Source organism: Micromonospora rosaria, assembly GCF_001567585.1.
Taxonomy (GTDB): Bacteria; Actinomycetota; Actinomycetes; order Mycobacteriales; family Micromonosporaceae; genus Micromonospora; species Micromonospora rosaria.
Genome location: NZ_LRQV01000043.1, coordinates 20558 through 42004 on the forward strand (window position 1 = coordinate 20558; position 21447 = coordinate 42004).

The 21447-nt window shown below is 75.1% G+C and carries 17 protein-coding genes; 12 read left to right on the forward strand and 5 right to left on the reverse strand.

Annotated features, from left to right (window positions below; translation table 11 throughout):
• The first annotated feature begins 431 nt into the window (after positions 1-431).
• The 4 genes from thyX (at position 432) to AWW66_RS14080 (ending at position 5258) form a co-directional block, all read left to right on the forward strand.
• Positions 432-1169 (forward strand): FAD-dependent thymidylate synthase, encoded by a 738-nt coding sequence (thyX, locus tag AWW66_RS14065; protein WP_067365470.1) that lies wholly within the window; start codon positions 432-434, stop codon positions 1167-1169.
• A 54-nt stretch (positions 1170-1223) separates the two neighbouring features.
• Entirely contained in the window at positions 1224-2150 is a 927-nt protein-coding gene (dapA, locus tag AWW66_RS14070) for a 4-hydroxy-tetrahydrodipicolinate synthase (RefSeq protein WP_067365403.1), read from the forward strand.
• Positions 2151-2202: 52 nt separating this feature from the next.
• The gene (locus tag AWW66_RS14075) at positions 2203-3891 is read left to right on the forward strand and encodes a ribonuclease J (protein ID WP_067365406.1); all 1689 of its coding nucleotides are present in this window, start codon (positions 2203-2205) and stop codon (positions 3889-3891) included.
• A 155-nt stretch (positions 3892-4046) separates the two neighbouring features.
• Positions 4047-5258, forward strand: a complete 1212-nt coding sequence (locus AWW66_RS14080) for a S1 family peptidase (RefSeq protein WP_067365409.1) — start codon at positions 4047-4049, stop codon at positions 5256-5258.
• Positions 5259-5320: 62 nt separating this feature from the next.
• Here AWW66_RS14080 and AWW66_RS14085 read toward each other — a convergent pair whose 3' ends face one another.
• The gene (locus AWW66_RS14085) at positions 5321-6949 is read right to left on the reverse strand and encodes a type III secretion system chaperone family protein (protein ID WP_067365412.1); all 1629 of its coding nucleotides are present in this window, start codon (positions 6947-6949) and stop codon (positions 5321-5323) included.
• Positions 6946-7416: a type III secretion system chaperone family protein gene (locus AWW66_RS14090; protein ID WP_067365415.1), complete on the reverse strand. Its 471-nt coding sequence runs from the start codon at positions 7414-7416 to the stop codon at positions 6946-6948. The genes AWW66_RS14085 and AWW66_RS14090 overlap by 4 nt, the downstream gene beginning before the upstream one ends.
• A gap of 119 nt (positions 7417-7535) precedes the next feature.
• Here AWW66_RS14090 and AWW66_RS14095 point away from each other — a divergent pair, with 119 nt between their 5' ends.
• Positions 7536-10022: an FtsK/SpoIIIE family DNA translocase gene (locus tag AWW66_RS14095; protein WP_067365418.1), complete on the forward strand. Its 2487-nt coding sequence runs from the start codon at positions 7536-7538 to the stop codon at positions 10020-10022.
• 115 nt (positions 10023-10137) lie between these two features.
• Here the strand turns inward: AWW66_RS14095 and AWW66_RS14100 are convergent, their stop codons facing one another.
• Both AWW66_RS14100 and AWW66_RS14105 read right to left on the reverse strand, forming a co-directional pair.
• On the reverse strand, positions 10138-10383 hold the full coding sequence (locus AWW66_RS14100) for a hypothetical protein (protein WP_067365420.1): 246 nt from the start codon (positions 10381-10383) through the stop codon (positions 10138-10140).
• 127 nt (positions 10384-10510) lie between these two features.
• On the reverse strand, positions 10511-10825 hold the full coding sequence (locus tag AWW66_RS14105) for a DMT family transporter (RefSeq protein WP_067365423.1): 315 nt from the start codon (positions 10823-10825) through the stop codon (positions 10511-10513).
• 311 nt (positions 10826-11136) lie between these two features.
• Between AWW66_RS14105 and AWW66_RS14110 the strand changes: the two genes are divergently transcribed.
• The 7 genes from AWW66_RS14110 to pspM all read left to right on the forward strand — a co-directional run bounded on the left by AWW66_RS14110 (position 11137) and on the right by pspM (position 17374).
• Positions 11137-12060, forward strand: coding sequence for an ornithine cyclodeaminase family protein (locus tag AWW66_RS14110; RefSeq protein WP_067365427.1), 924 nt, complete (start codon positions 11137-11139; stop codon positions 12058-12060).
• 66 nt (positions 12061-12126) lie between these two features.
• Positions 12127-13680: a 30S ribosomal protein S12 methylthiotransferase RimO gene (gene rimO, locus AWW66_RS14115; protein WP_067365430.1), complete on the forward strand. Its 1554-nt coding sequence runs from the start codon at positions 12127-12129 to the stop codon at positions 13678-13680.
• 68 nt (positions 13681-13748) lie between these two features.
• Positions 13749-14339 (forward strand): CDP-diacylglycerol--glycerol-3-phosphate 3-phosphatidyltransferase, encoded by a 591-nt coding sequence (pgsA, locus tag AWW66_RS14120; protein WP_067365473.1) that lies wholly within the window; start codon positions 13749-13751, stop codon positions 14337-14339.
• 29 nt (positions 14340-14368) lie between these two features.
• Positions 14369-14887 (forward strand): CinA family protein, encoded by a 519-nt coding sequence (locus AWW66_RS14125; protein WP_067365433.1) that lies wholly within the window; start codon positions 14369-14371, stop codon positions 14885-14887.
• Between the two features lie 167 nt (positions 14888-15054).
• Entirely contained in the window at positions 15055-15513 is a 459-nt protein-coding gene (locus AWW66_RS14130) for a helix-turn-helix domain-containing protein (RefSeq protein WP_067365436.1), read from the forward strand.
• A 191-nt stretch (positions 15514-15704) separates the two neighbouring features.
• The gene (locus AWW66_RS14135; RefSeq protein ID WP_067365438.1) at positions 15705-16565 is read left to right on the forward strand and encodes a PspA/IM30 family protein; all 861 of its coding nucleotides are present in this window, start codon (positions 15705-15707) and stop codon (positions 16563-16565) included.
• Positions 16566-16585: 20 nt separating this feature from the next.
• Positions 16586-17374, forward strand: coding sequence for a phage shock envelope stress response protein PspM (gene pspM, locus AWW66_RS14140; RefSeq protein ID WP_067365441.1), 789 nt, complete (start codon positions 16586-16588; stop codon positions 17372-17374).
• 121 nt (positions 17375-17495) lie between these two features.
• Here the strand turns inward: pspM and AWW66_RS14145 are convergent, their stop codons facing one another.
• Positions 17496-21260, reverse strand: coding sequence for a hypothetical protein (locus tag AWW66_RS14145; protein WP_067365442.1), 3765 nt, complete (start codon positions 21258-21260; stop codon positions 17496-17498).
• Positions 21261-21447: the final 187 nt, after the last annotated feature.

The following is a 21447-nucleotide window of genomic DNA, read 5'->3' on the forward strand; positions in this document are numbered from 1 at the left end:
GGCTCGGCTGCCGGGCCCTGCCGGGCTGGCCGCCGCCCCGGGAGCGAACCGTCTCGGCGGTCCTGTCGAGCTGCCCCACCGGTGGGACCACGATCCCGTCGCCACGCCCCCGCTTCCTGCGTGCTCCGTCCACCCGCCTGCGCCCCACCCGCCTGCGCCCCACCCGCCTGCGCGCCCAACACCACCTGCTCTCGCCTGCGCCCCGCAAGCGCCGGCGTCCCACCCGCTGGGGCTGCCGTCGGCCTGCCCGGCCTCGTGCCCCGTTCGTGTGCCCCGTTCAAGAGGGCAGCTCGAAAGGGGGCGGGCGGTGGCACCGCCGCCGCGCCGGGCGGGTGCGGCACCGGGTCGGGCATCGGGTGGGGCATGTCTCGGGCGGTATGCCGGAGTTGGGCGGACAGCCGGCGGCCACTACAGTCGCAGGAATGCCGGACATGGTGCAGCCGCAGGTCAAGCTCATCGCGTGGACCCACTTCGAGGCCCCGGACGACGTTGGGTGGTCGACCGACGCGGAGGGTGGCCAGGCCCTGGCCGAGTTCGCCGGGCGGGCCTGCTACCAGAGCTGGAAGAAGCCGAACCCCGCCACCGCCACCAACGCCGGCTACCTGGCGCACATCCTGGAGGTCGGCCACCTGTCGGTGCTGGAGCACGGCTCGGTGACCTTCTACTTCACCGGCGTCTCCCGCTCCTTCACCCACGAGCTGATCCGGCACCGGCACTTCTCGTACTCGCAGCTCTCCCAGCGGTACGTGCCGGAGCGGGACGCGGCGATGGTCGAGCCCGCGGTGATCGCCGAGGACCCCGAGCTGCACAAGAAGTTCGTCGAGGCCGCCGAGGCCAGCGTGCGGGCGTACACCGACCTGCTGGAGGGGCTCGAACAGCGCTTCGCCGACGAGCCCAACCCGACCCTGCGGCGCAAGCAGGCCCGGCAGGCGGCGCGGGCGGTGCTGCCCAACGCCACCGAGACCCGGATCGTGGTCACCGGCAACTACCGGGCCTGGCGGCACTTCATCGCGATGCGCGCCACCGAGCACGCCGACGTGGAGATCCGCGAGCTGGCGGTGGAGTGCCTGCGCCAGCTCCAGCGGGTCGCCCCGAACGTCTTCGACGACTTCGTCGTCTCCACGCTGCCCGACGGCACCGAGGTGGCGGCCACCCCGCACGCCGGGTGAGTCCTGTGCCCTTCCCCAGCGGGCCCCGGGCGGCCGTCCGCTAGGTTGGAGGGTATGACCCACGACCACCCTGTCGCGCCCGCCCGGGGCGCGTCGCGCCCCTTCGGGCGACTGCTCACGGCCATGGTGACCCCGTTCACGGCCGACGGCTCTCTGGACGCCGACGGGGCCGCCCGGCTGGCCCACCACCTCGTCGACGAGCAGGGCGCCGACGCCGTGGTGGTCAACGGCACCACCGGTGAGTCCCCCACCACCACCGACGCGGAGAAGGAGCGCCTGATCCGCGTTGTCGTCGAGGCGGTCGGCGACCGCGCCCGGGTCGTCGCCGGGGTCGGTACCAACGACACCCGGCACACCATCGAGCTGGCCACCACCGCCGAGAAGGCCGGCGCGCACGGCCTGCTGGTGGTGACCCCGTACTACAACAAGCCGCCGCAGGCGGGGCTGCTGCGGCACTTCACCGCCGTCGCCGACGCCACCGGGCTGCCGGTGATGCTCTACGACATCCCGCACCGCGCCGGCGTGCCGATCGAGACCGAGACGCTGGTCCGCCTCGCCGAGCACGGCCGGATCGTGGCGGTGAAGGACGCCAAGGGCGACCTGATGGCCACCTCCTGGGTGACCAGCCGCACCGAGCTGGCCTACTACAGCGGTGAGGACGCGCTGACCCTGCCCGCCCTGGCGATCGGCTGCGTCGGGATGGTCGGCACCTCGACCCACTTCACCGGCGCGCTGACCCAGCGGATGATCCAGGCCCACGAGGCCGGTGACACGGCCACCGCGCTCGCCCTGCACCGGCGGCTGCTGCCGCTGTACACCGGGATCTTCCGTACCCAGGGCACGATCCTGGTCAAGGCCGGGCTGGCGGCGAAGGGGCTGCCCGCCGGGCCGGTGCGCCCCCCGCTGGTGGAGGCCACCCCGGCGGAGGTCGCCCAGCTCCGGGCCGACTGCGCGGCGGCGGACCTGGCACTACCCGAATGATCGAACGACGAGACGGGCGTCCGGTGACGGCGCCGCAGAATGAGGTGGACGCGTGACCGAGGCGCACATCGAGACGGAACTGCCCCCGCCGCTGCCGGAGGGCGGCCTGCGGATCACCCCGCTCGGCGGGCTCGGCGCCATCGGTCGCAACATGACCGTCTTCGAGTACGACGGCAAGCTGCTGATCGTCGACTGCGGGGTGCTCTTCCCCGACGTGGAGCAGCCCGGCGTCGACCTGATCCTGCCCGACTTCGGCCCGATCCTGGACCGGCTGGCGGACGTGCAGGCCATCGTGCTCACCCACGGTCACGAGGACCACATCGGCGCGGTGCCGTACCTGCTCGCCCACAAGCCGGACATCCCGCTGGTCGGCTCCCAGTTCACCCTGGCCCTGGTCGAGGCGAAGCTCGCCGAGCGGCGGATCCAGCCGTACACGCTGACCGTGCGGGAGGGGGGCCGGGAACGGCTGGGGCCCTTCGAGTGCGAGTTCTTCGCGGTCAACCACTCCATCCCGGACGCCCTGGCGGTGGCCATCCGGACCCCGGCCGGTCTGGTGCTGCACACCGGTGACTTCAAGATGGACCAGCTTCCGCTGGACGGCCGGATCACCGACCTGGCCGGCTTCGCCCGGCTCGGCGCCGAGGGCGTCGACCTGCTGCTGTCGGACTCGACGAACGCGGAGATCCCCGGCTTCGTCACGCCCGAGCGGGAGATCGGCCCGGTCCTGGACTCGATCTTCGCGAAGGCCAAGGGGCGGATCATCGTCGCCTCGTTCGCCTCGCACGTGCACCGGGTGCAGCAGGTCTTCGACTCGGCGCTGGAGCACGGCCGCAAGGTCGCCCTGATCGGCCGGTCGATGGTCCGCAACATGGGCATCGCCCGTGACCTCGGCCTGCTCAACATCCCGGCCGGCCTGGTCGTCGGGATCGAGGAGGCCACCGCGCTGCCGCCCGAGCAGATCGTGCTGATGTCCACCGGCAGCCAGGGCGAGCCGATGAGCGCGCTGGGCCGGATGGCCAGCGGGGACCACCGGCACATCACCATCGCCCCCGGTGACACGGTCGTGCTCGCCTCCTCCCTGGTGCCCGGCAACGAGACCTCGGTGTACCGGGTCATCAACCGGCTGGCCCGCGCCGGCGCGGTGGTGGTGCACAAGGACGTGGCGAAGGTGCACGTCTCCGGCCACGCCCCCGCCGGCGAGCTGCTGTACCTGCTCAACGTGGTCCGGCCGAGCAACCTGATGCCGGTGCACGGCGAGTGGCGGCACCTGCGCGCGCACGCCCGCCTGGGCATCGAGTCCGGGGTCGCCCCGGACCGGGTGGTGCTCTGCGAGGACGGCGACGTGGTCGACCTGGTCGAGGGGCGTGCCAGCCTGGTCGGGCACGTCAAGAGCCGGTACGTCTACGTCGACGGTCTCGCCGTGGGTGACGTCAGCGAGTCCCTGCTCACCGAGCGGCGCATCCTCGGTGACGGCGGGTTCATCGCCGCGACCGTGGTGGTCGACTCGGTCACCGGCAAGGTGGTCGGCGGGCCGACCGTCTCGGCGAAGGGCTTCTCCGAGGACCCGGAGGCGTTCAACCCGGTGGTGCCGCTGATCACCGAGGCGCTGAACCGGGCGGCGGCGGACGGCATCACCGACCCGCACCAGCTCCAGCAGATCGTCCGGCGCACGGTGGGCCGCTGGGTCAACGACGCGTACCGGCGGCGGCCGATGATCGTCCCCAACGTCGTCGAGGTCTGACCCGACCCGTTCCCCGGGAGTACGGCCCGCCGGCCGCCGACGGTTCAATTCGGCGACACGGGACATCGTGTCGCCGGTCGATTCAACCGTGGGCGGCCGGTGGCCGTACTCCGGTCCGGCTGGCGTACCCGCGCCGGCCGGGAGGAGCGTGGCGGATGGACCGCAGACGGATGACAGCCATCGGCGTGGTGGTCGCGGCGGTGACAGCGGCGACGGCGATCACCCTGCCGTCCTTCGCCGGGGACAGCCCGGCCCCGGCGGACGGGCCGACGGCGGCGGCCGCACCGGTGACGCCGGAGGTGGTCGACGCGCTACGGCGGGACCTGGGGCTGACCCGGGAGCAGGCGGTCCGGCGGCTGGACCGGGAACGGTGGGCGGCCGGCGTGGTCACCCGGCTGCGCGCCGACCTCGGCGCGGCGTACGGGGGCAGTTGGCTCGGCGCGGACGGCAGCACGCTGAACGTCGCGGTCGCCGACCGGGCCGGGGCCGAGCGGGTACGGGCCGCCGGGGCGGTGCCGACGCTCGTCTCCCGGGGCGTGGCGCAGCTCGACCGGCTCAAGTCCACCCTGGACCGGTCCGGCCCGGCCGCCCCCGACGCGGTCTCCGGCTGGTACGTGGACGTCGCCACCAACTCGGTGGTGGTGCTCGCCCAGCCGGGCCGGGAGGCGGCCGGCTGGCGGTTCGTCGACCGCAGCGGGGTACCCCGGCAGGCGGTCCGGGTGGACGCAGGCGTCGAGGCGCCCCGGCTGCTCTTCGACGTGCGGGGCGGGGACGCGTACCTCAACGGCACCGGGCGCTGCTCGGTCGGCTTCTCGGTGGTCGGCGGGTTCGTCACCGCCGGGCACTGCGGCCGGCCCGGCGACCGTACCCAGGGGGCGAACCAGGTCGCGCAGGGCGTCTTCCGCGCCTCGTCCTTCCCCGGTGACGACTGGGCGTTCGTGCAGGTCAACAGCGACTGGACGCCGCAGCCGGTGGTGCACGACTTCAACGGCGGCGTGGTGCCGGTGACCGGCTCCCGGGAGGCCCCGGTCGGCGCGTCGATCTGCCGGTCCGGCTCCACCACCGGCGCCCGGTGCGGGGTGATCCAGGCGAAGAACACCACAGTGAACTATCCGGAGGGGACGGTCACCGGCCTGACCCGGACTGACGTCTGCGCCGAGCCGGGCGACTCGGGCGGCTCGTGGATCTCCGGCAACCAGGCGCAGGGCGTGACGTCCGGCGGCTCCGGTGACTGCCGGACCGGCGGGCTGACCTTCTTCCAGCCGGTCAACGAGATCCTCGCCGCCAACGGGCTGACCCTGGTCACCGCCGGTACCGTCGCGCAGCAGCCGGCCCGGCGCGGCGTCCTCGGCCGCTTCTTCTCCTGACCGCCGCGCCCTGACCGCCGCGCCCGGCCGGACGCAACGGACACCGCGTCGGGCGGCGGCGGTCAGGGGAGGGCGGCGACCGCGTCGGCGTACGCGACGCCGGTGGCGACTGCGGCGTCCACCAGGACGGCCACCTGCACCGGGGCCACCCCGTACCCGAGGTCGGTGGTGACGTCGCCAGCGAGCACCAGCTCACCGTTGCCCAGGTCGTGCACGTACGCCCGGGGCAGCAGCCGGTCGTGGTTCCAGGCGTTGCAGAACGCGTACGCCTCGGCGCGGCGCTCCGCGGGCAGGCGGCGTTCGGCGGCGACCCGGGCCTGGAGGACGTCCCCCCGGTCACCGACCCGGCTGAACTGGATCACCGCCGGACCCCATTGGCCCAGCACCGTGCCGGTGGCGTCGACGGCGTACCCGTCCCCGCGCCCGTCCAGCACGCCGGTGATCAGGGACAGGCTCAGCGGCACCGGCTCCTCGTCGACGGGTGGCCGAAAGTCCGGGCCGTCCGGCTGCCCCGTGTCGGGCCCGGTGTCCGCCGGCTCCGCCGGGTCGTCGGGCGGCAGCGGCACCGGCGGGCCCGCCGGGCGTTCCGCCAGCCAGGCCGCGATCCGCCCGGACTGGTGGCCGGTGCCGTTGCGGGCGTCGAAGCTGCCGGCCAGGGCGGTGGCGGTGGCCAGCAGGTCCCCGCCGAGGGTGCCGACGTCGAGGTCGGCGGCCGGGCGGCTGCCGTACCCGGGGCGGTGGATCGTCCGCCCGCCCAGCCCCGCCTCGACCGCCACCGCGCAGACCAGCGCCCCGGCGGCGGCGACCTCCATCGCCCGGCGGTCGTCGGGTGCCCGGTCCAGCCGGGCCACCTGCTCGGCGAGGATCTCCAGCCCTCGGGCCGGGTTCCCGCTCAGCGCGCAGAACCGCAGGTGCGCGGCGAGGTACCCGAACCCGGCCCGGCCCCGCCGGTGCCGCCGGTACGCCCGCACGTGCGCCGCCGCGGCCCGCCGGGTCGCGCCCAGCCGCAGCCAGGGCAGCAGCCCCACGGCCAGCGCGCCCGTCGGCTGGTCGGCGCAGCTCGCCCCGGCCGCGAGGACCGGTTCCAGTTCGGCCACCGCGCCGGCCGGGTCACCCCAGCCGGCGAGCAGGTCGGCCCGGCGTACCGGCAGGCAGTCGGGGCAGCCCGCGGCGGGGTCGGTCCCGGCGGCGTCCCGCCACCGCGCGTACCAGTGCCGGGCGTCCGGCTCGTCGCCGAGCTGGTCGGCGACGCGGCAGCGCAGCTCGGCGACCACCGGCCCGCCGTCCCCGGGTGACCGGGCGGCCAGTTCGTCCAGCATGGACCGGGCCTGGTCCAGGGCCACCCGGGGGGTGCCGAGCAGCGCCTCGACCGCGTACCGCTGGTACCGGCGCAGCGCGTCGACGGTCGCCGGCGACCCGGACCCGGTGCGGTCGAGCAGGTCGAGGCAGCGGCGGACCGGCTCGAACAGCCGCCACCCCTCGTCGCGGTGCAGGTACGTCTCGATCAGCTCGAACCGGGCCCGCAGCGCGAACCCGGGGTCGCCGGTCGCCTCCGCGCGCCGCGCCACCCGCTCCAGCGCGTCGGCCCGCTCGGGGCCGTCCGGCAGGTCCCGGGCGTCGGCCAGCGCCTCGGCGAGGGGCTGGTCGCCCCGGCCGGTCGCCCGGTCCCGCCGGGCCGCCGGCCCGGTCACGCCGGCACCCCGCCGGGGAGGTGGCCGACGGCGGCGGCGAGCCGGCGACCGGCCGAGACGCCCCGGTCGAGCAGCCGGTCGAGCTGGTGCGGGGTCACCCCCCGTTCCAGGTCGGTGACCACCTCGCCGTGGACGCGGGCCCGGCCGCCGTCGTCGACGTGCACGAACGCCTTGGGCCAGAGCTGGTCGTGGTTCCACGTGTTGCAGAACGCGTGCAGCGCCGGCACCCGTTCGATGTCGAAGGTCGGCGCGGCCACGGTCCGGACCTGGAGGACCTCCCCGGCGGCGCCCAGGCGGAGGAACCAGATCAGGCTGTCGTCCCAGCGGCCGTACGGGTCGCCGCCGGGACCGGTGTGGATGGGGTACCCCCGGTGGGCCAGGACGGCGGCGACGAGGTCGCCGGTCAACGGGCGCAAGGCCGACGGGTGCCCGGCGAGGGGATCGTCGGAGAAGACCGGCGACACCATCCGACCGCCCTTCCTGGAGAGAGGCGAATATCACGGTCGACGGCGTGGTCCGGGTTGCGACGCGCGGACACGACCCGGAAAAGCGGCGGTCCACCGGCCCGCGCCGTTACGGTGACCCTATGGCGGGCCGTCCCTCTCAGGCGAGCCGGCGGCGCGGCGCGTCGCCGCGCGGTACCACGAACAGCGGTACCACGAACAACCGTGCCCGCCAACCGGCGAAGAAGGCGGCCAAGGCGCCGGTCCGGCGCAAGGCCGCCGCGCGTCCGGGCCCGGCGCAGCTCGCCGGCCGCGCCATCGGCGCGACCTGGATGGGGGTGGCGCACGGGGTGGGCTGGGCGGTCCGGGCCGCCGGGCGGCAGGCCGCCTCCGCGCGGGACCTCGACCCGGAGCACCGGCGCGACGGGGCCGGCCTGCTGGTCTTCGGGCTGGCCCTGCTCAGCGCGGTGGCGATCTGGTTCTCCGGCGCCGGCCCGGTGGGCGCGCGGCTGGCCGACACCGTCCGGCTCTTCCTCGGCGCGATCTCCATCGTGGTCCCGGTGCTGCTCTCCATCGGTGCCTGGCGGCTGATGCGCGAGCCGGCCGACCCGGAGCACCGGGGGCGCGGCCTGATCGGCTGGGGCTCGATGCTGGTGGCGTTCGCGGCGCTGCTGCACATCGGACAGAACCCGGTGGACCAGACCCAGCGCGACTACGCGGGCGGGCTGGTCGGCGCGGGCATCGGCGACCTGCTGGAGCGGGCGGTCACCGCCTGGGTGGCGGTGCCGCTGCTGCTCCTGCTGCTGGTCTTCGGCCTGCTGGTGGTCACCGCGACCCCGATCAACAAGATCCCCGAGCGGCTCGGGCTGCTCGCCGGCGCGGTGACGGGTCAGCCGCCCGCCGACGCCGCCGAGGAGGAGGCCGAGGAGCCGCCCGCCAAGCCGGCCCGCCGCCGCCCGGCCAGGCGCGCCGCGCCCGCGCCGGTGCCCGACCCGGACGACTTCGACTCCGCCGACGGCGACGTCGACCTCCAGCAGACCATCGTGCTGCCGCGCAAGCCCCCGGCGAAGGTGCCGGCCAGCCGCAAGCCGGTCGAGCCCCCGGAGCACTCGCCGGCCCCGACCCGGGCCGAGCAGCTCGCCCTCACCGGCCTGGCCGGCGACTACACGCTGCCGCCGGCGAACATCCTCGCCACCGGGACGGCGCCGAAGACCCGCAGCAAGGCCAACGACGAGGTGATCACCGCGCTGCGCGGGGTCTTCGAGCAGTTCGGAGTGGACGCCGACGTCACCGGCTTCACCCGGGGCCCGACCGTCACCCGGTACGAGGTGGAGCTGGGGCACGGGGTCAAGGTGGAGCGGATCACCCAGCTCTCCCGCAACATCGCGTACGCGGTGAAGTCGCCGGACGTGCGGATCCTCAGCCCGATCCCGGGCAAGAGCGCGGTCGGGGTGGAGATCCCCAACACCGACCCGGAGAACGTCGCCCTCGGTGACGTGCTGCGCTCCCGAGCCGCGACCAGCGACCACCACCCGATGGTGGTCGCCCTCGGCAAGGACATCGAGGGCGGCTACGTGGTGGCGAACCTCGCCAAGATGCCGCACATCCTGATCGCCGGCGCGACCGGGGCCGGCAAGTCGTCCTGCCTGAACTCGCTGCTGGTGTCGATCCTGACCCGGGCCACCCCGGACGAGGTGCGGCTGCTGCTGATCGACCCGAAGCGGGTCGAGATGACCGGGTACGAGGGCATCCCGCACCTGGTCACCCCGATCGTGACCAACGCCAAGAAGGCGGCCGACTCGCTGGAGTGGGTCGTCCGCGAGATGGACATGCGCTACGACGACCTCGCCGCCAACGGGGTACGCCACATCGACGACTTCAACCGCAAGGTCCGCAACGGGGAGATCAAGGCCCCGCCGGGCAGCGAGCGGGAGATCCGGCCGTACCCGTACCTGCTGGTGATCGTGGACGAGCTGGCCGACCTGATGATGGTCGCCCCCCGCGACGTGGAGGACTCGGTGGTCCGGATCACCCAGCTCGCCCGCGCCGCCGGCATCCACCTGGTGCTCGCCACCCAGCGGCCCTCGGTCGACGTGGTGACCGGTCTGATCAAGGCGAACGTGCCGTCCCGGCTGGCGTTCGCCACCTCGTCGCTGGCGGACTCCCGGGTCATCCTCGACCAGCCGGGCGCGGAGAAGCTGCTCGGCCGGGGTGACGGCCTCTTCCTGCCGATGGGCGCGTCGAAGCCGATCCGGATCCAGGGCGCCTGGGTCACCGAACGCGAGATCACCGACGTGGTGAAGTTCTGCAAGGACCAGCGCGAGCCGGAGTTCCGCCCGGACGTGCTCGCCCCGGCGCAGGACGGCAAGAAGAAGATCGACGAGGAGATCGGCGACGACCTGGACCTGCTGGTGCAGGCGGTCGAGCTGGTGGTCACCTCGCAGTTCGGCTCGACCTCGATGCTCCAGCGCAAGCTGCGGGTCGGCTTCGCCAAGGCGGGCCGGCTGATGGACCTGATGGAGACCCGGGGCGTGGTCGGCCCGTCCGAGGGCTCCAAGGCGCGCGACGTGCTGGTCAAGCCGGACGAGTTGGAGGAGGTCCTGGCCGGGCTGCGGGGCGACGGGGAGTAGGTCGGCCCCCGGCGACCGGCACCAGCCGGCCGCCCGGTTCCGGCACCGGCCCCGGACAGCGCCAGGGCCCGCCGGTGTATCCGGCGGGCCCTCGGTGTCGTCGGCGCGGGGGCGGTCAGGCGCCCATGACCACCATGTTGATCAGGGTTCCGAGGACGATGGCGGCGACGCCGGCCGCCGCGGCGTACCAGCCCAGCGGCTTGTCGCCCTGGACCGCGCCGACCACGCCGAGCGCCACGGCGATCACGCCGAGGATGAGCGGGGAGAACAGGACCGCGAGACCGGCGAAGACGAAGCCGAGGATGGTGCAGATCCGGGCGGCGTTGCTGCGCGGGCGGGCGGTGCTGTGCATCTGGGCCATCGTTGCCTCCGGTGGGACGTGCCTTCCTGGTCGCCCCTGTGTCTACCCACTGTGTCCGGCCGCTACGCATCGACCTCGGTCGGCTCGTGAGACACCTCGGTCGGCTCCGTGAAGGACCTCGGTCGGCTCAGTGGAACAGTTTCAGCCCGATCACCCCGGCCACCACCAGCAGCAGGCTGAGCAGTCGGAGCAGGTTGGCCGGCTCGCCCAGGGCCACCATGCCGACCAGCGCGGTGCCGACCGCGCCGATGCCGACCCAGACCGCGTACCCGGTGCCGACGGGGATCTCCCGCAGCGCGTACGCGAGTCCGACCATGCTGAGCGGGGCCGTGACGAGGAAGACGAGCGAGGGCACCAGCCGGGTGAACCCGGCGCTGCGGCCCAGGGCGATCGCCCAGGCGGTTTCCAACAGTCCGGAGATCACCAATACGATCCAGGCCATGACGTCACCCCTGCGGGAACGGGCCCGACCACCGGGGTCGGGACGAGTCGGTCGCCGCGCCGCACGCGCGGCGGGTGCGCCACCACGCGGCGTCGGTGCTCGCGCGGTGGTGCGGTGTCGCGCGGGGCGTCTTGCATGACCGGGTACGCCCACGACTCGTCCGGAGTGGCCTCGGCGAGCCGGGCCTCCGGGGCCGACCCTAGCACCGCCGGTGACCGCCGGACCGGCCCCGGAGGCCGCCCTCGCGACGGTGGTGAGATGAACCACCGGAATCTTGACCTGAAGTCAACTTCAGGTTGAAGGATGTCGGCATGACTCTGCTCATCTCCGACGCCGAGGTCGCCGCCACGCTGGACGCGGCGACGACCGTCGCGGCGATGCGGGACGCCCTGCTGGCGGCCCACGCCGGGCACCTGGTCGCCCCGCCCCGCGCCGCCGCCCCGCTGGCCGGCGGTCGGCTGGTGCTCACCGCCGGGCAGCTCGTCGGCGAGTGGTACGGCTACCGGTCGTACGACACGTTCGGGCACCCGGGGACGGAGCAGCTCGTCGTGCTGCACGACGCCCGGACCGGGGCGGTCCGGGCGGTCGCGGTCGGCGAGGAGCTGGGCTCACGGCGTACCGGTGGGCTGGGCGGGGTCGCCGTCGACGCGCTGGCCCGCCCCGACGCGGCCACCGTGGGCGTGCTCGGCTCCGGGCGGCAGGCGTGGACCCAGCTCTGGGCCACCGCCGCCGTCCGCGACCTGCGCGAGGTGACCGTCCACAGCCCGAACCCGGCCCACCGGACGGCCTTCGCCGCGCGGGTCCACGCCGAGCTGGGCGTACCGGCCCGGCCGGTGGACTCGGCGTCGGCCGCGGTCCGGGACCGGGACGTGGTGCTGGTCGCCACCACCAGCGTCACGCCGGTGCTCGCCGCCGCCGACCTCGCCCCCGGCACCCACCTCAACGTGGTCGGCTTCAAGCAGCTCGACCGGCACGAGTTCGGCACCGACCTGCTGGACGCGGCCGAGGTGCTGGTCACCGACTCACCGGCCCAGGCGGGCGCGTACCTGCCGCCGATGCTCGCCGCCCTCCCGCCGTACGCCGGTCGGCTGCGTGACCTGGGCGCGGTGCTGGCCGGGGCGGTCCCCGGCCGGACCGGCGCGGACCAGGTCTCGGTCTTCTGCTCCACCGGTCTCGCCGGCACCGAGGTCTTCCTGCTCGACCGGATGGTCCGGGTCGGGGTCGCCCCGGCCTGACCGCCCGGCCGCCGCCCACCGGCCCCCGCCATTGGTGGGGGGCGTCGGCGCGCCCGGTACCCTCGGATGGTGTCTGACACCACCTCCCCCTCCGCCGCCCAGGGCCGCCGCGTCGCCCTGCTGACCCTGGGCTGTGCCCGCAACGAGGTCGACTCGGAGGAGCTGGCCGCCCGGCTGCATGCCGACGGCTGGCAGGTCACCACCGACGGCGAGGGCGCCGACGTGGTGGTCGTCAACACCTGCGGCTTCGTGGAGAAGGCGAAGCAGGACTCGATCCAGACCCTGCTGGCCGCCGCCGACACCGGCGCCAAGGTGGTGGCCGCCGGCTGCATGGCCGAGCGGTACGGCCGGGAGCTGGCCGACAGCCTCCCCGAGGCGCAGGCGGTGCTCAGCTTCGACGACTACCCGGACATCGCCGCCCGGCTCGACGCGGTGGTCGCCGGGGAGGCGCTCGACGCGCACACCCCGCGCGACCGGCGGGAGCTGCTGCCGCTGACCCCGGTGGCCCGGCGCGACGCCGCGGTCGTGCTGCCCGGCCACGGCAGCCCGGCCCGGCCCACCCCGGCAGCCGCGACCGGAGCCCCCGCGACCGCAGCGGCCACGACCGACCCCGTCGAGGCCGACGAGCGCACCCCCGCGCACCTGCGCCAGGTGCTGCGCCGCCGGCTGGACACCGGGCCGGTGGCCTCGCTGAAGCTGGCCAGCGGCTGCGACCGCCGGTGCGCGTTCTGCGCCATCCCGGCGTTCCGGGGAGCCTTCGTCTCCCGGACCCCGGACGAGCTGCTCGCCGAGGCGGAGTGGCTGGCCAAGACCGGCGTCCGGGAGCTGGTCCTGGTCAGCGAGAACTCGACGTCGTACGGCAAGGACCTGGGCGACCCCCGGGCGCTGGAGAAGCTGCTGCCGCAGCTCGCCGCCGTCGACGGCGTCGTCCGGGTCCGGGTGAGCTACCTCCAGCCCGCCGAGACCCGGCCGGGCCTGGTCGAGGCGATCGCCACCACCCCCGGGGTGGCCCCCTACTTCGACCTGTCGTTCCAGCACTCCAGCGAGCCCGTGCTGCGTCGGATGCGCCGGTTCGGCTCCACCGACCGGTTCCTGGAGCTGCTCGCCACCGCCCGCTCCCTGGCCCCCGAGGCCGGGGCGCGGAGCAACTTCATCGTCGGCTTCCCCGGCGAGACCAAGGCCGACGTCACCGAGCTGGTCCGCTTCCTGACCGAGGCGCGGCTCGACGCCATCGGCGTCTTCGACTACAGCGACGAGGACGGCACCGAGGCCGCCGGACTCACCGGCAAGGTCTCCGCCGCCACCGTCAAGCGCCGCTACGACAAGATCGCCGCACTGGCCGACGAACTCTGCTCGCAGCGCGCCGAGGAGCGCCTCGGCAGCCGCGTCGACGTGCTCGTCGACAGCGTGGCCGACGGGGTCGTCGAGGGGCGGGCGGCGCACCAGGCACCCGAGGTGGACGGCTCCACCACCCTGGTCGCCCCGCCCGGTGGTGGCGTCGACCTGGCCGCGCTGCGCCCGGGCGACCTGGTCCGGGCCACGGTCACCGGCACCGAAGGGGTGGACCTGGTGGCCGTACCGGATGAGATGATCTCGGCGGCGCCCGGCGCAGCCCGGTGACGGCGCGCTCGGACGAGGCGGGGGAGTGGCGTGGTGCGGTACCGGAACCGGCGCGGCGGGAGGCCACGGTGACCGGGGCGACGGAGTCCACCCCGGTGGTCGCCCCCGTACCGGTGTTCAACCTCGCCAACGCGCTGACCGCCCTGCGGCTGGCGCTGGTACCGGTCTTCATGGTGCTGGTGGTCGTCTCCGAGATGAGCCGACCGGGCTGGCAGATCGTGGCCTGCCTGACCTTCGTCTTCGCCTCCCTCACCGACTTCGTGGACGGCTGGATCGCGCGCCGGTTCGCGCTGATCACCTCCGTCGGGAAGGTCGCCGACCCGATCGCCGACAAGGCGCTGACCGGCGCGGCCCTGCTGCTGCTCTCCTGGTACGGCGACCTGCCGTGGTGGGTGACCGGGGTGATCCTCGCCCGTGAGCTGGGCATCACCGCGCTGCGCTTCTGGGTGATCCGGCACGGCGTGATCGCGGCCAGCCGGGGCGGCAAGCTCAAGACGGCCCTGCAGACCGCGGCGATCGTCTGGTACCTCTGGCCGATGCCGGCGGGGCTCGCCGCCGTCGGCGGGTGGATCATGGCGGCGGCGGTCCTGGTCACCGTGGTGACCGGTTTCGACTACATCGCCCGGGCGGTGCGGCTGCGCCGTCCGGCGGGCGGTTAGCCGCCGCCGGTGAGGGAAGGGTGAGAGCCATGGACACCGACGCCCACGGACACCGACCGGTCGGCAGCCCGGCCGCCGGCGCGGTGCACCGGCTCGCCCAGCGGCACGAGACGCTGGCCACGGTCGAGTCGCTCACCGGCGGGCTGCTCGCCACCGGGATCGTCGAGATCGCCGGGGTCAGCGCCGTCTACCGGGGCGGCCTGGTGGTGTACGACACCGAGCTGAAGGCGCAGCTCGCCGGGGTGCCGGCGGAGCTGCTGGCCGCGCGGGGGCCGGTCGATCCGGACGTCGCGGTCGCGCTGGCCGAGGGTGGCCGGCAGCGGTGCGGCGCGGACTGGGCGGTGGCGACCACCGGGGTCGCCGGCCCGGAGCCGCAGGACGGCAAGCCGGTCGGCCTGGTGTACGTCGCGGTGGCCGGGCCGGGCGGTCCGACGGTCCGGAAACTCGGTCTCGACGGTGGCCGGGAACACATCCGCGCGGCGGCGGTGATCGAGGCGCTGCGCCTGCTCACGGAGCGGATCGACGCGCTCGCCACGGCCGCCCGGTGACCCCTGCGCCGGCCCGGCTCGCGGGATCGACGTCCGGGGGAGGATGTCAGCGGGCGTGGCAACCGGGTACGGTTGCGGGAAGGCCCGGCGGTCTGTCGGTGTCGGTGCGGTGACGCCGTGTCGACATGTGTCGTCCATCGGGCGGGTGTCCCTCAGGGGGAGGTGCGATGGTCCTGCTACGCCGTGTGATCGGGGATGCGCTACGGGCGCGCCGGCAGGGGCAGCACCGCACCCTGCGTGAGGTCTCCTCGGCCGCCAACGTCAGCCTCGGCTACCTCTCCGAGATCGAGCGCGGGCAGAAGGAGCCCTCCAGCGAGCTGCTGGCCGCCATCTGCGACGCGCTCGGTGCCCGCCTCTCCGAGCTGCTGCGCGAGGTGAGCGACACCGTCGCCCTCGCCGAGCAGCTGCCCGGGGTGCTGGTGCCGGTCCAGGACGGGCCGGCGACCCCCGACGAGCAGCCCGCGATGGCCGCGTCGGCGGTGCGCAAGGCCACCAACCGGGGCGTGCGCCAGGTCACCACCGACGGCACCGTCTCGGTGGCCGTGCGGCAGGAGTCGCCGTTGAAGGCGACCCTGCGCAGCAGCCGGGTCCGTGGGGGCGACCGGGACGTGGTCTGCGCCGCCTGACCCAGGGCGTAGCCGCGGTTGTTTGCGCCGCGTAGGGTTGCCGACAAGCGCTGGCCTGGCCGGCGTCCCTGGCGTACCCGTGACCGGGTGGCGCGCGCCTGGGACGATGTGAGGCAGGGCCGCGCTGCCGCCGCTCCGGCTCCGCCGGTACGGCGGAGGCGGAGCGATGCTACTGAGGGGACACGGCGAAGATGGCTAACCCGTTCGTCAAGGGTTGGAAGTACCTGATGGCACTCTTCGGGGCCAAGATCGACGAACACGCGGATCCCAAGGTGCAGATCCAGCAGGCCATCGAAGAGGCCCAGCGTCAGCACCAGGCGCTCGTCCAGCAGGCCGCGGCGGTCATCGGCAACCAGCGCCAGCTCGAGATGAAGCTGTCCCGGCAGATGTCGGACGTCGAGCGGTTGCAGGCCAACGCCCGGCAGGCGCTGGTTCTGGCCGACCAGGCCCGCGCCAAGGGCGACGAGACCCAGGCCGGCCAGTACGAGCAGACCGCGCAGACCCTGGCCAGCCAGCTGGTCTCGGCCGAGCAGTCCGCCGAGGACCTGAAGACCCTGCACGACCAGGCGCTGGCCGCCGCCGCCCAGGCCCGCCGCGCCGTGGAGAACAACTCGATGATCCTCCAGCAGAAGCTGGCCGAGCGCAGCAAGCTGCTCAGCCAGCTCGAGCAGGCCAAGATGCAGGAGACGGTGGCCGCCTCGCTGGAGTCGATGTCCTCGCTGGCCGCCCCGGCCAACACCCCCTCGCTGGACGAGGTGCGTGACCGCATCGAGCAGCGCTACGCGACCGCGATGGGCCGGGCCGAGCTGGCCGGGAACTCCGTCGAGGGTCGGATGATGGAGATCCAGAAGTCGACCATCGACATGGCGGGCTCGGCGCGGCTGGAGCAGATCCGGTCCAGCCTCGCCGGCGAGCAGCTCAGCAACCGGCCGGAGCAGGCCGGCCAGCAGGCCGCCCCGACCGGTGACCCGGCCGCCGTCGCCCGCCTCGACGAGCTGCGGGCCAACATGGCGCGGGACCGGAACACCGGGGACAGCAGCGCCGCGAGCTGACCACGGGGCGAGGAGGCAGGGTGAGCGACGAGCGAGCACGGTACTTCCGGAAGCTGAGCCGGCTCCGGCGTTCGGCCCGGCGGTGGAGCGTCACCGCCGGCGGGCTCGGCGGCGCCGCCGCCGTGCTCACCCCGTACGCCGGGATCGGGCTGGCCGACGCGGCCTGGGCCGGCGCCGCCGGGGGCGCGCTGGCGCTGGCCGTCTGGCGCTGGATCGACCTGCGGGCGCTGGCCGCCCAGCCGGCGCCCCCGGAGATCGACCCGGCGGAGGCCGCCGCCCGGTCCCGGGCCCGGCTGGTCGCCGCCGTCGAACGGCTGCCCGTCGGTCCCGGGGTGGTGGCCGAGGTACGCCGGGTCCGGTCCCGGATGGCCCTGCGCGGCACCGCCGCCGCGCCCCTGTGGGCCCGCCTGGACCAGGCCGCGCTGGCCCTGGCCGGGATGTCCGCCCGGCTGACCGGGCTGGCCGCGCCGGCCGTGCTCCAGGCGGCCGAGGCCGACCGGTCGTTGCGTGAGCTGGCCGGCCGGGTGGCGAGCGTGGAGCGGGCGCTGCGGCTGGCTCCCCGTGAGCCCCGGTCGCCGCTGGCCGACGCCCACGCGGCCCTGATCGAGCAGCTCGACAGCGGCGTGGCCGCCTACGAGCAGCTCGTCGTCGCGGCGGCCGGGTACCTCGCCGAGGACTCCCGGCCCAGCGGCGAGCACGTCGCCGCCTCCCGCCTGGTCGAGGCCACCGACCTGCTGCACGGGGTGGCCTCGGCCCTGGCCGAGCTGCGCAGCACGTCGGGGCCGCTGCGCACGCCGACCACCAACTGACCCGCGCCGGCCCGCCCGCCCCGCGTCCTCGACGTCGGGAGCGGGCGGGCCGGCTCCGGCGCAAACTGCTCCGGCGGGCCGGCTCAGGGCGGCGGTTTCTGCCGGACCGGCTCCGGCCGGCTCAGGGCGGGGTGCTGACCGGCACCGGGCCGGTGAACGCGGAACTGCCCACGACGTTGTACGACCGGACCCGGTAGAAGTAGGTCACCCCCCGGGTCAGGCCGCTGTTGGTGAAGCCGCGCCCGGTGACGGTGAAGGTGGCGAGTTCCCGGGTGAACCGGGCGTCGGTGGCCCGCTGCACGACGAACCCGGAGCCGGGCCCGCTGGGCGTGGCGCAGGCCCAGGTCAGGATCACCGTGGCGGTGTCCGGCGCGGGCGCGCTGGCGGTGCCGGCGACGGTGTGCGGCACGCCGGGCGCCGGGGGCGTGGAGACCGTCGACACCGTCGACCAGGGTGAGGCGGCCCCGAGGTACGTGGTGCGGACCCGGTAGTAGTACGTGGTGTCCGGGGCGACGGCCTGGTCCAGGTGGTTCTCCCCGACCCCGATCGCGGTGGTGCCGGGGCCGCTGGTGAAGGTGGGGTTGGTGGCCCGCTGCACGTCGACGCCGGTGGCGAACGACCGGTTGGCCCAGCGCAGGGTGACCCGCAGCGGTGCGGCGGTGGGGACCGCCGTGACCAGCCCGGTCGGCGCGGCCATCCGGACCGCCGCCGGGACGCTGTTCGACCAGCCCGAACAGCTCGCCGCGTTCTCCGCCCGGATGCGGTAGTGGTAGGTGACCCCGGGGGTGACCGTGGCGTCGGTGTACCGGGTCGCGGTCGCGGCCACGGTCAGCGCGGTGACCCCCTCGGTGAAGGAGGGGTCGGTGGCCCGCTGCAACTGGTGGCTGGTGGCCGCCGGGTGGCTGCCGTTGCCGGTCCAGGCCAGCGCGATCGCCGGCAGCACGGTCGCGGTACCCGGGACCGGGGTGGCGGTGAGCCCCGAGGGCGCCCGGGGCGAGACCCGCAGCACCAGCGGTCGGCTGGCGCCCTGGTCCCGGTACCCGCCGAGCTGGCTGTGCCAGCGGTACTCCCAGCCCAGGTTGACCACCTGGTTGACCACCAGCGCCGGTCGGCCGTCGACCGGACTGAGGTGGGTGCCGTCGGTACGCGCCCCGGCCGGGCGCGACGGGTCGAGCAGCCGGACGCTGTCGCCGAGCTTGAACGGCAGCGGCGGGGCGACCGGCCGGACCGCCACGATCACGTCCTCCCGGGGGTTGACCCGGACGGTCTCCTTCCAGCCCAGCTCCCCGCCGTGCGGCGGGCGGACCGTGCCGTCCCAGCCGACCCGGTTGACGACCTGCACGTCACAGCCGCCGAGGTGCAGCGGCTGGGTCACCCGGCCGGTGCCCACGATCCGCCAGAACTGGGTGCCGTCGCCGGGCGCGCCGACCGGGGTCGCCGGGTCGCTGGCGAAGAGGACCTCGGTGGCCGGGTCGGCGGGGCCCAGCGGCAGGATCACCGGGGTCAGCGGCCCGGCCTGCGGGTGCCCGACGGCGAGCCGCCCGGTGAGCCGGCCGTGCCGGGCCTCGAAGACCGGCTGCACGCCCTTGACGGCCAGCGGCAGGGTGACCGGCTCGGCCCCGCCGGCCGGGGTGAAGCTGACCGTGGTGGCGTGCACCGGTACCCGGGTCTCCCGGGCGGTACGGGTGTCGAACGCCCGGTCGTACGCCGGCTGGGGCACGATCGGCGGGCGCTGGCTGGCCGCGTACGCGCCGGGCAGCCGGGCGGTCAACCGGGCCAGGTCGTACGGCCGGTCCGGCTCCCCCTGCACCCGGAACTGGAGCAGGGTACGGGTGTTCGGCCCGTACCCGGGCAGGGTCGGCGGTGGCCCGCCGACCTCGGAGCGGTCCGGCCCGCCGGTGTGGTGGTCGTACCGGGGGTCGTGGCAGGGCAGCGGGGCCGGGCAGTCGTTGTAGAGGATCAGCGTGCCGCCCGGCGCGACGCCGGAGAAGTCCACCACCACGTCGGCGCGCTCCCCGGGGGCGAGCAGCAGGGCGTGACCGTCCACGTTGAGCACCGTCGGGTCCTGCCGGTCGTACCGGTACCCGACCGGCCGGGCGGGCAGCACGACCGGGGTGGGCAGCAGCCCACCCTCGTTACCGATCTGGATCAGGTCCGGCCCGGCGGCGCGCGGATCGGGCACGCCACCGTCGCGCCCGTCCGTCGGCCAGAAGGACGGCCGGCCGGGGGCCCGGACCGCGTCCACCATCGGCACCTCACCGGCGTCGGCGTCGGCGAGGCTCCCGTCGGGCCGCCACATCGGCCCGTCCGAGGCGGCCCGGTAGAGCTGGAGGTTCAGGCTGCGGTCCGCGCAGGCGTTGAGGATCCGCAACCGGTACGCCGCCGGCCGCACCACCAGGTACGGGTAGGCACAGCCGTTGATCACCGGGGTGTCGCCGTACGCCTCGGGCACCGCCGATGGGTGCGGCACCCCCGGCGTCAGCGGCGGCTCGTCGGGCGCGTCGACCGGGTCGTGGTGCGGATTCGCCACCGGCGCCGGTCCGCCGCCCGTGCCGCGCCCGGCCTCGGCGGTGCCGGCCTCAGGACCAGCGGCGGCGGTGCCGGTGGAGGGTGCGCCGGTGTCGACGACGCCGGTCGAGGCGGCGGCGGTGCCGGTGGAAGGTGCGGCGGCGCCCGTGGCGGGTGCGGTGGCGGTGCCGGTGGAGGTGGCCTGCTCGGCGCTGCGGGACCAGGGACCGTAGTCCCACCGGCCGGTCGGGTTGCGCCCGCAGGGGTGCTCCGGGTTCTGCCGGGGCTGGTAGACGTGCGGGTGCCAGAGGTCGCCCCGGGACCCCCACCGGTCCCGGTCCCAGGTCGGATCCTCGGCGGCGAGTTGGGCGTCGTCCGGTACGAAGGTCTTGTCCTGGACGACCAGCGGTAGCTGCTCGGCGGGGAGCACCCCGTCGGCGACCAGCGCCTCCTCGGCCGGGTCGGTGAGCAGGTACGGCGCGAGTTGCCCGGCGTACACGGTGAGCCGGGACAGGCCCAGGGTGTTGTCGTGCAGCCACATCAGCCGGCCGCTCTGCTCGTTCGGGAAGTACAGGGTGGTCGCCCCCGCGCCCGGCGGCGGCATGTCCGGCACGGGGGTCAACCCCACCCCGGTCGGGTACGGGGTGATCTCCCCGGCCGGCGTGATCCAGTGCAGCGGATTGCCGGCGCTGATCCAGCCGGTCTGCGCGCCGTGCAGGTGCGGTACCGCCCGGTTCTGCGGGTACGGCGCGGGGCCGTCCAGCGGGCCGACCCCCGCCCCGTCGACGGACGGGTCCACCGGGAGGAACAGCTCGCCGGCCCGCCCGGTGGGCAACTGGTTGATGAACTTGATCCGTACCGGCCGGCCGCGCCGGGCGGCGATCAGCGGCCCGTGCAGGTACGGCCGGTCCGGTGGGCTGACCGTGTTGTGGCCGGTCGGGTCGGTGCCCAGGTTGAGCTGCCGGTACCCGCGCAGCCGGGTGGTGGGCAGGTCCCGGTGCAGCCGCTGCCGGTACTCCTGCACCCCGATCTCGTAGTAGTCGCAGCCCGGGTAGCTGATGGTGTCGGGCACCGCCACCGGCAGGTGACCGCCGAGCGCGTTGCGGCCGTCCGGGCCGGGCAGCGGCAGCGCGTCGACGAACTTGCGGATGCCGGTCCCCGGTACCGGCCGGCCGGTCGGCGTCAGGGCCGGCCGGGGACTGGTGGCGAAGTTCGGCACCGGACCGAAGAGCCGGGGTACGGCGGCCGGGTCGAGGCTGCTGGCCGGGGCGGCGGCAACCGTCTCGGCGGTCCGTGCGGTCGGCACCGGATGGGGTGCCGGACCGCCCCGGACGGTGCGGTGGAGCCAGGTGGACCGGATTCTGCGGAACATGGCCATGGCGCTCCCGGGTCGCGGCACCCGCGGCCGGACCGCCTGCGAGCGGCCGGCCCGGCGCGGTGGACTGCTGGCGAGAGGTAGTCGTTCGACAACAGGATGCGACCAATCGATGATCGGGAGGAACCACCCATTCGTCCGAATTTCCTCCCCACCCCGCCCCGCGCCCCCTCTCCCACCCCCGCGATCG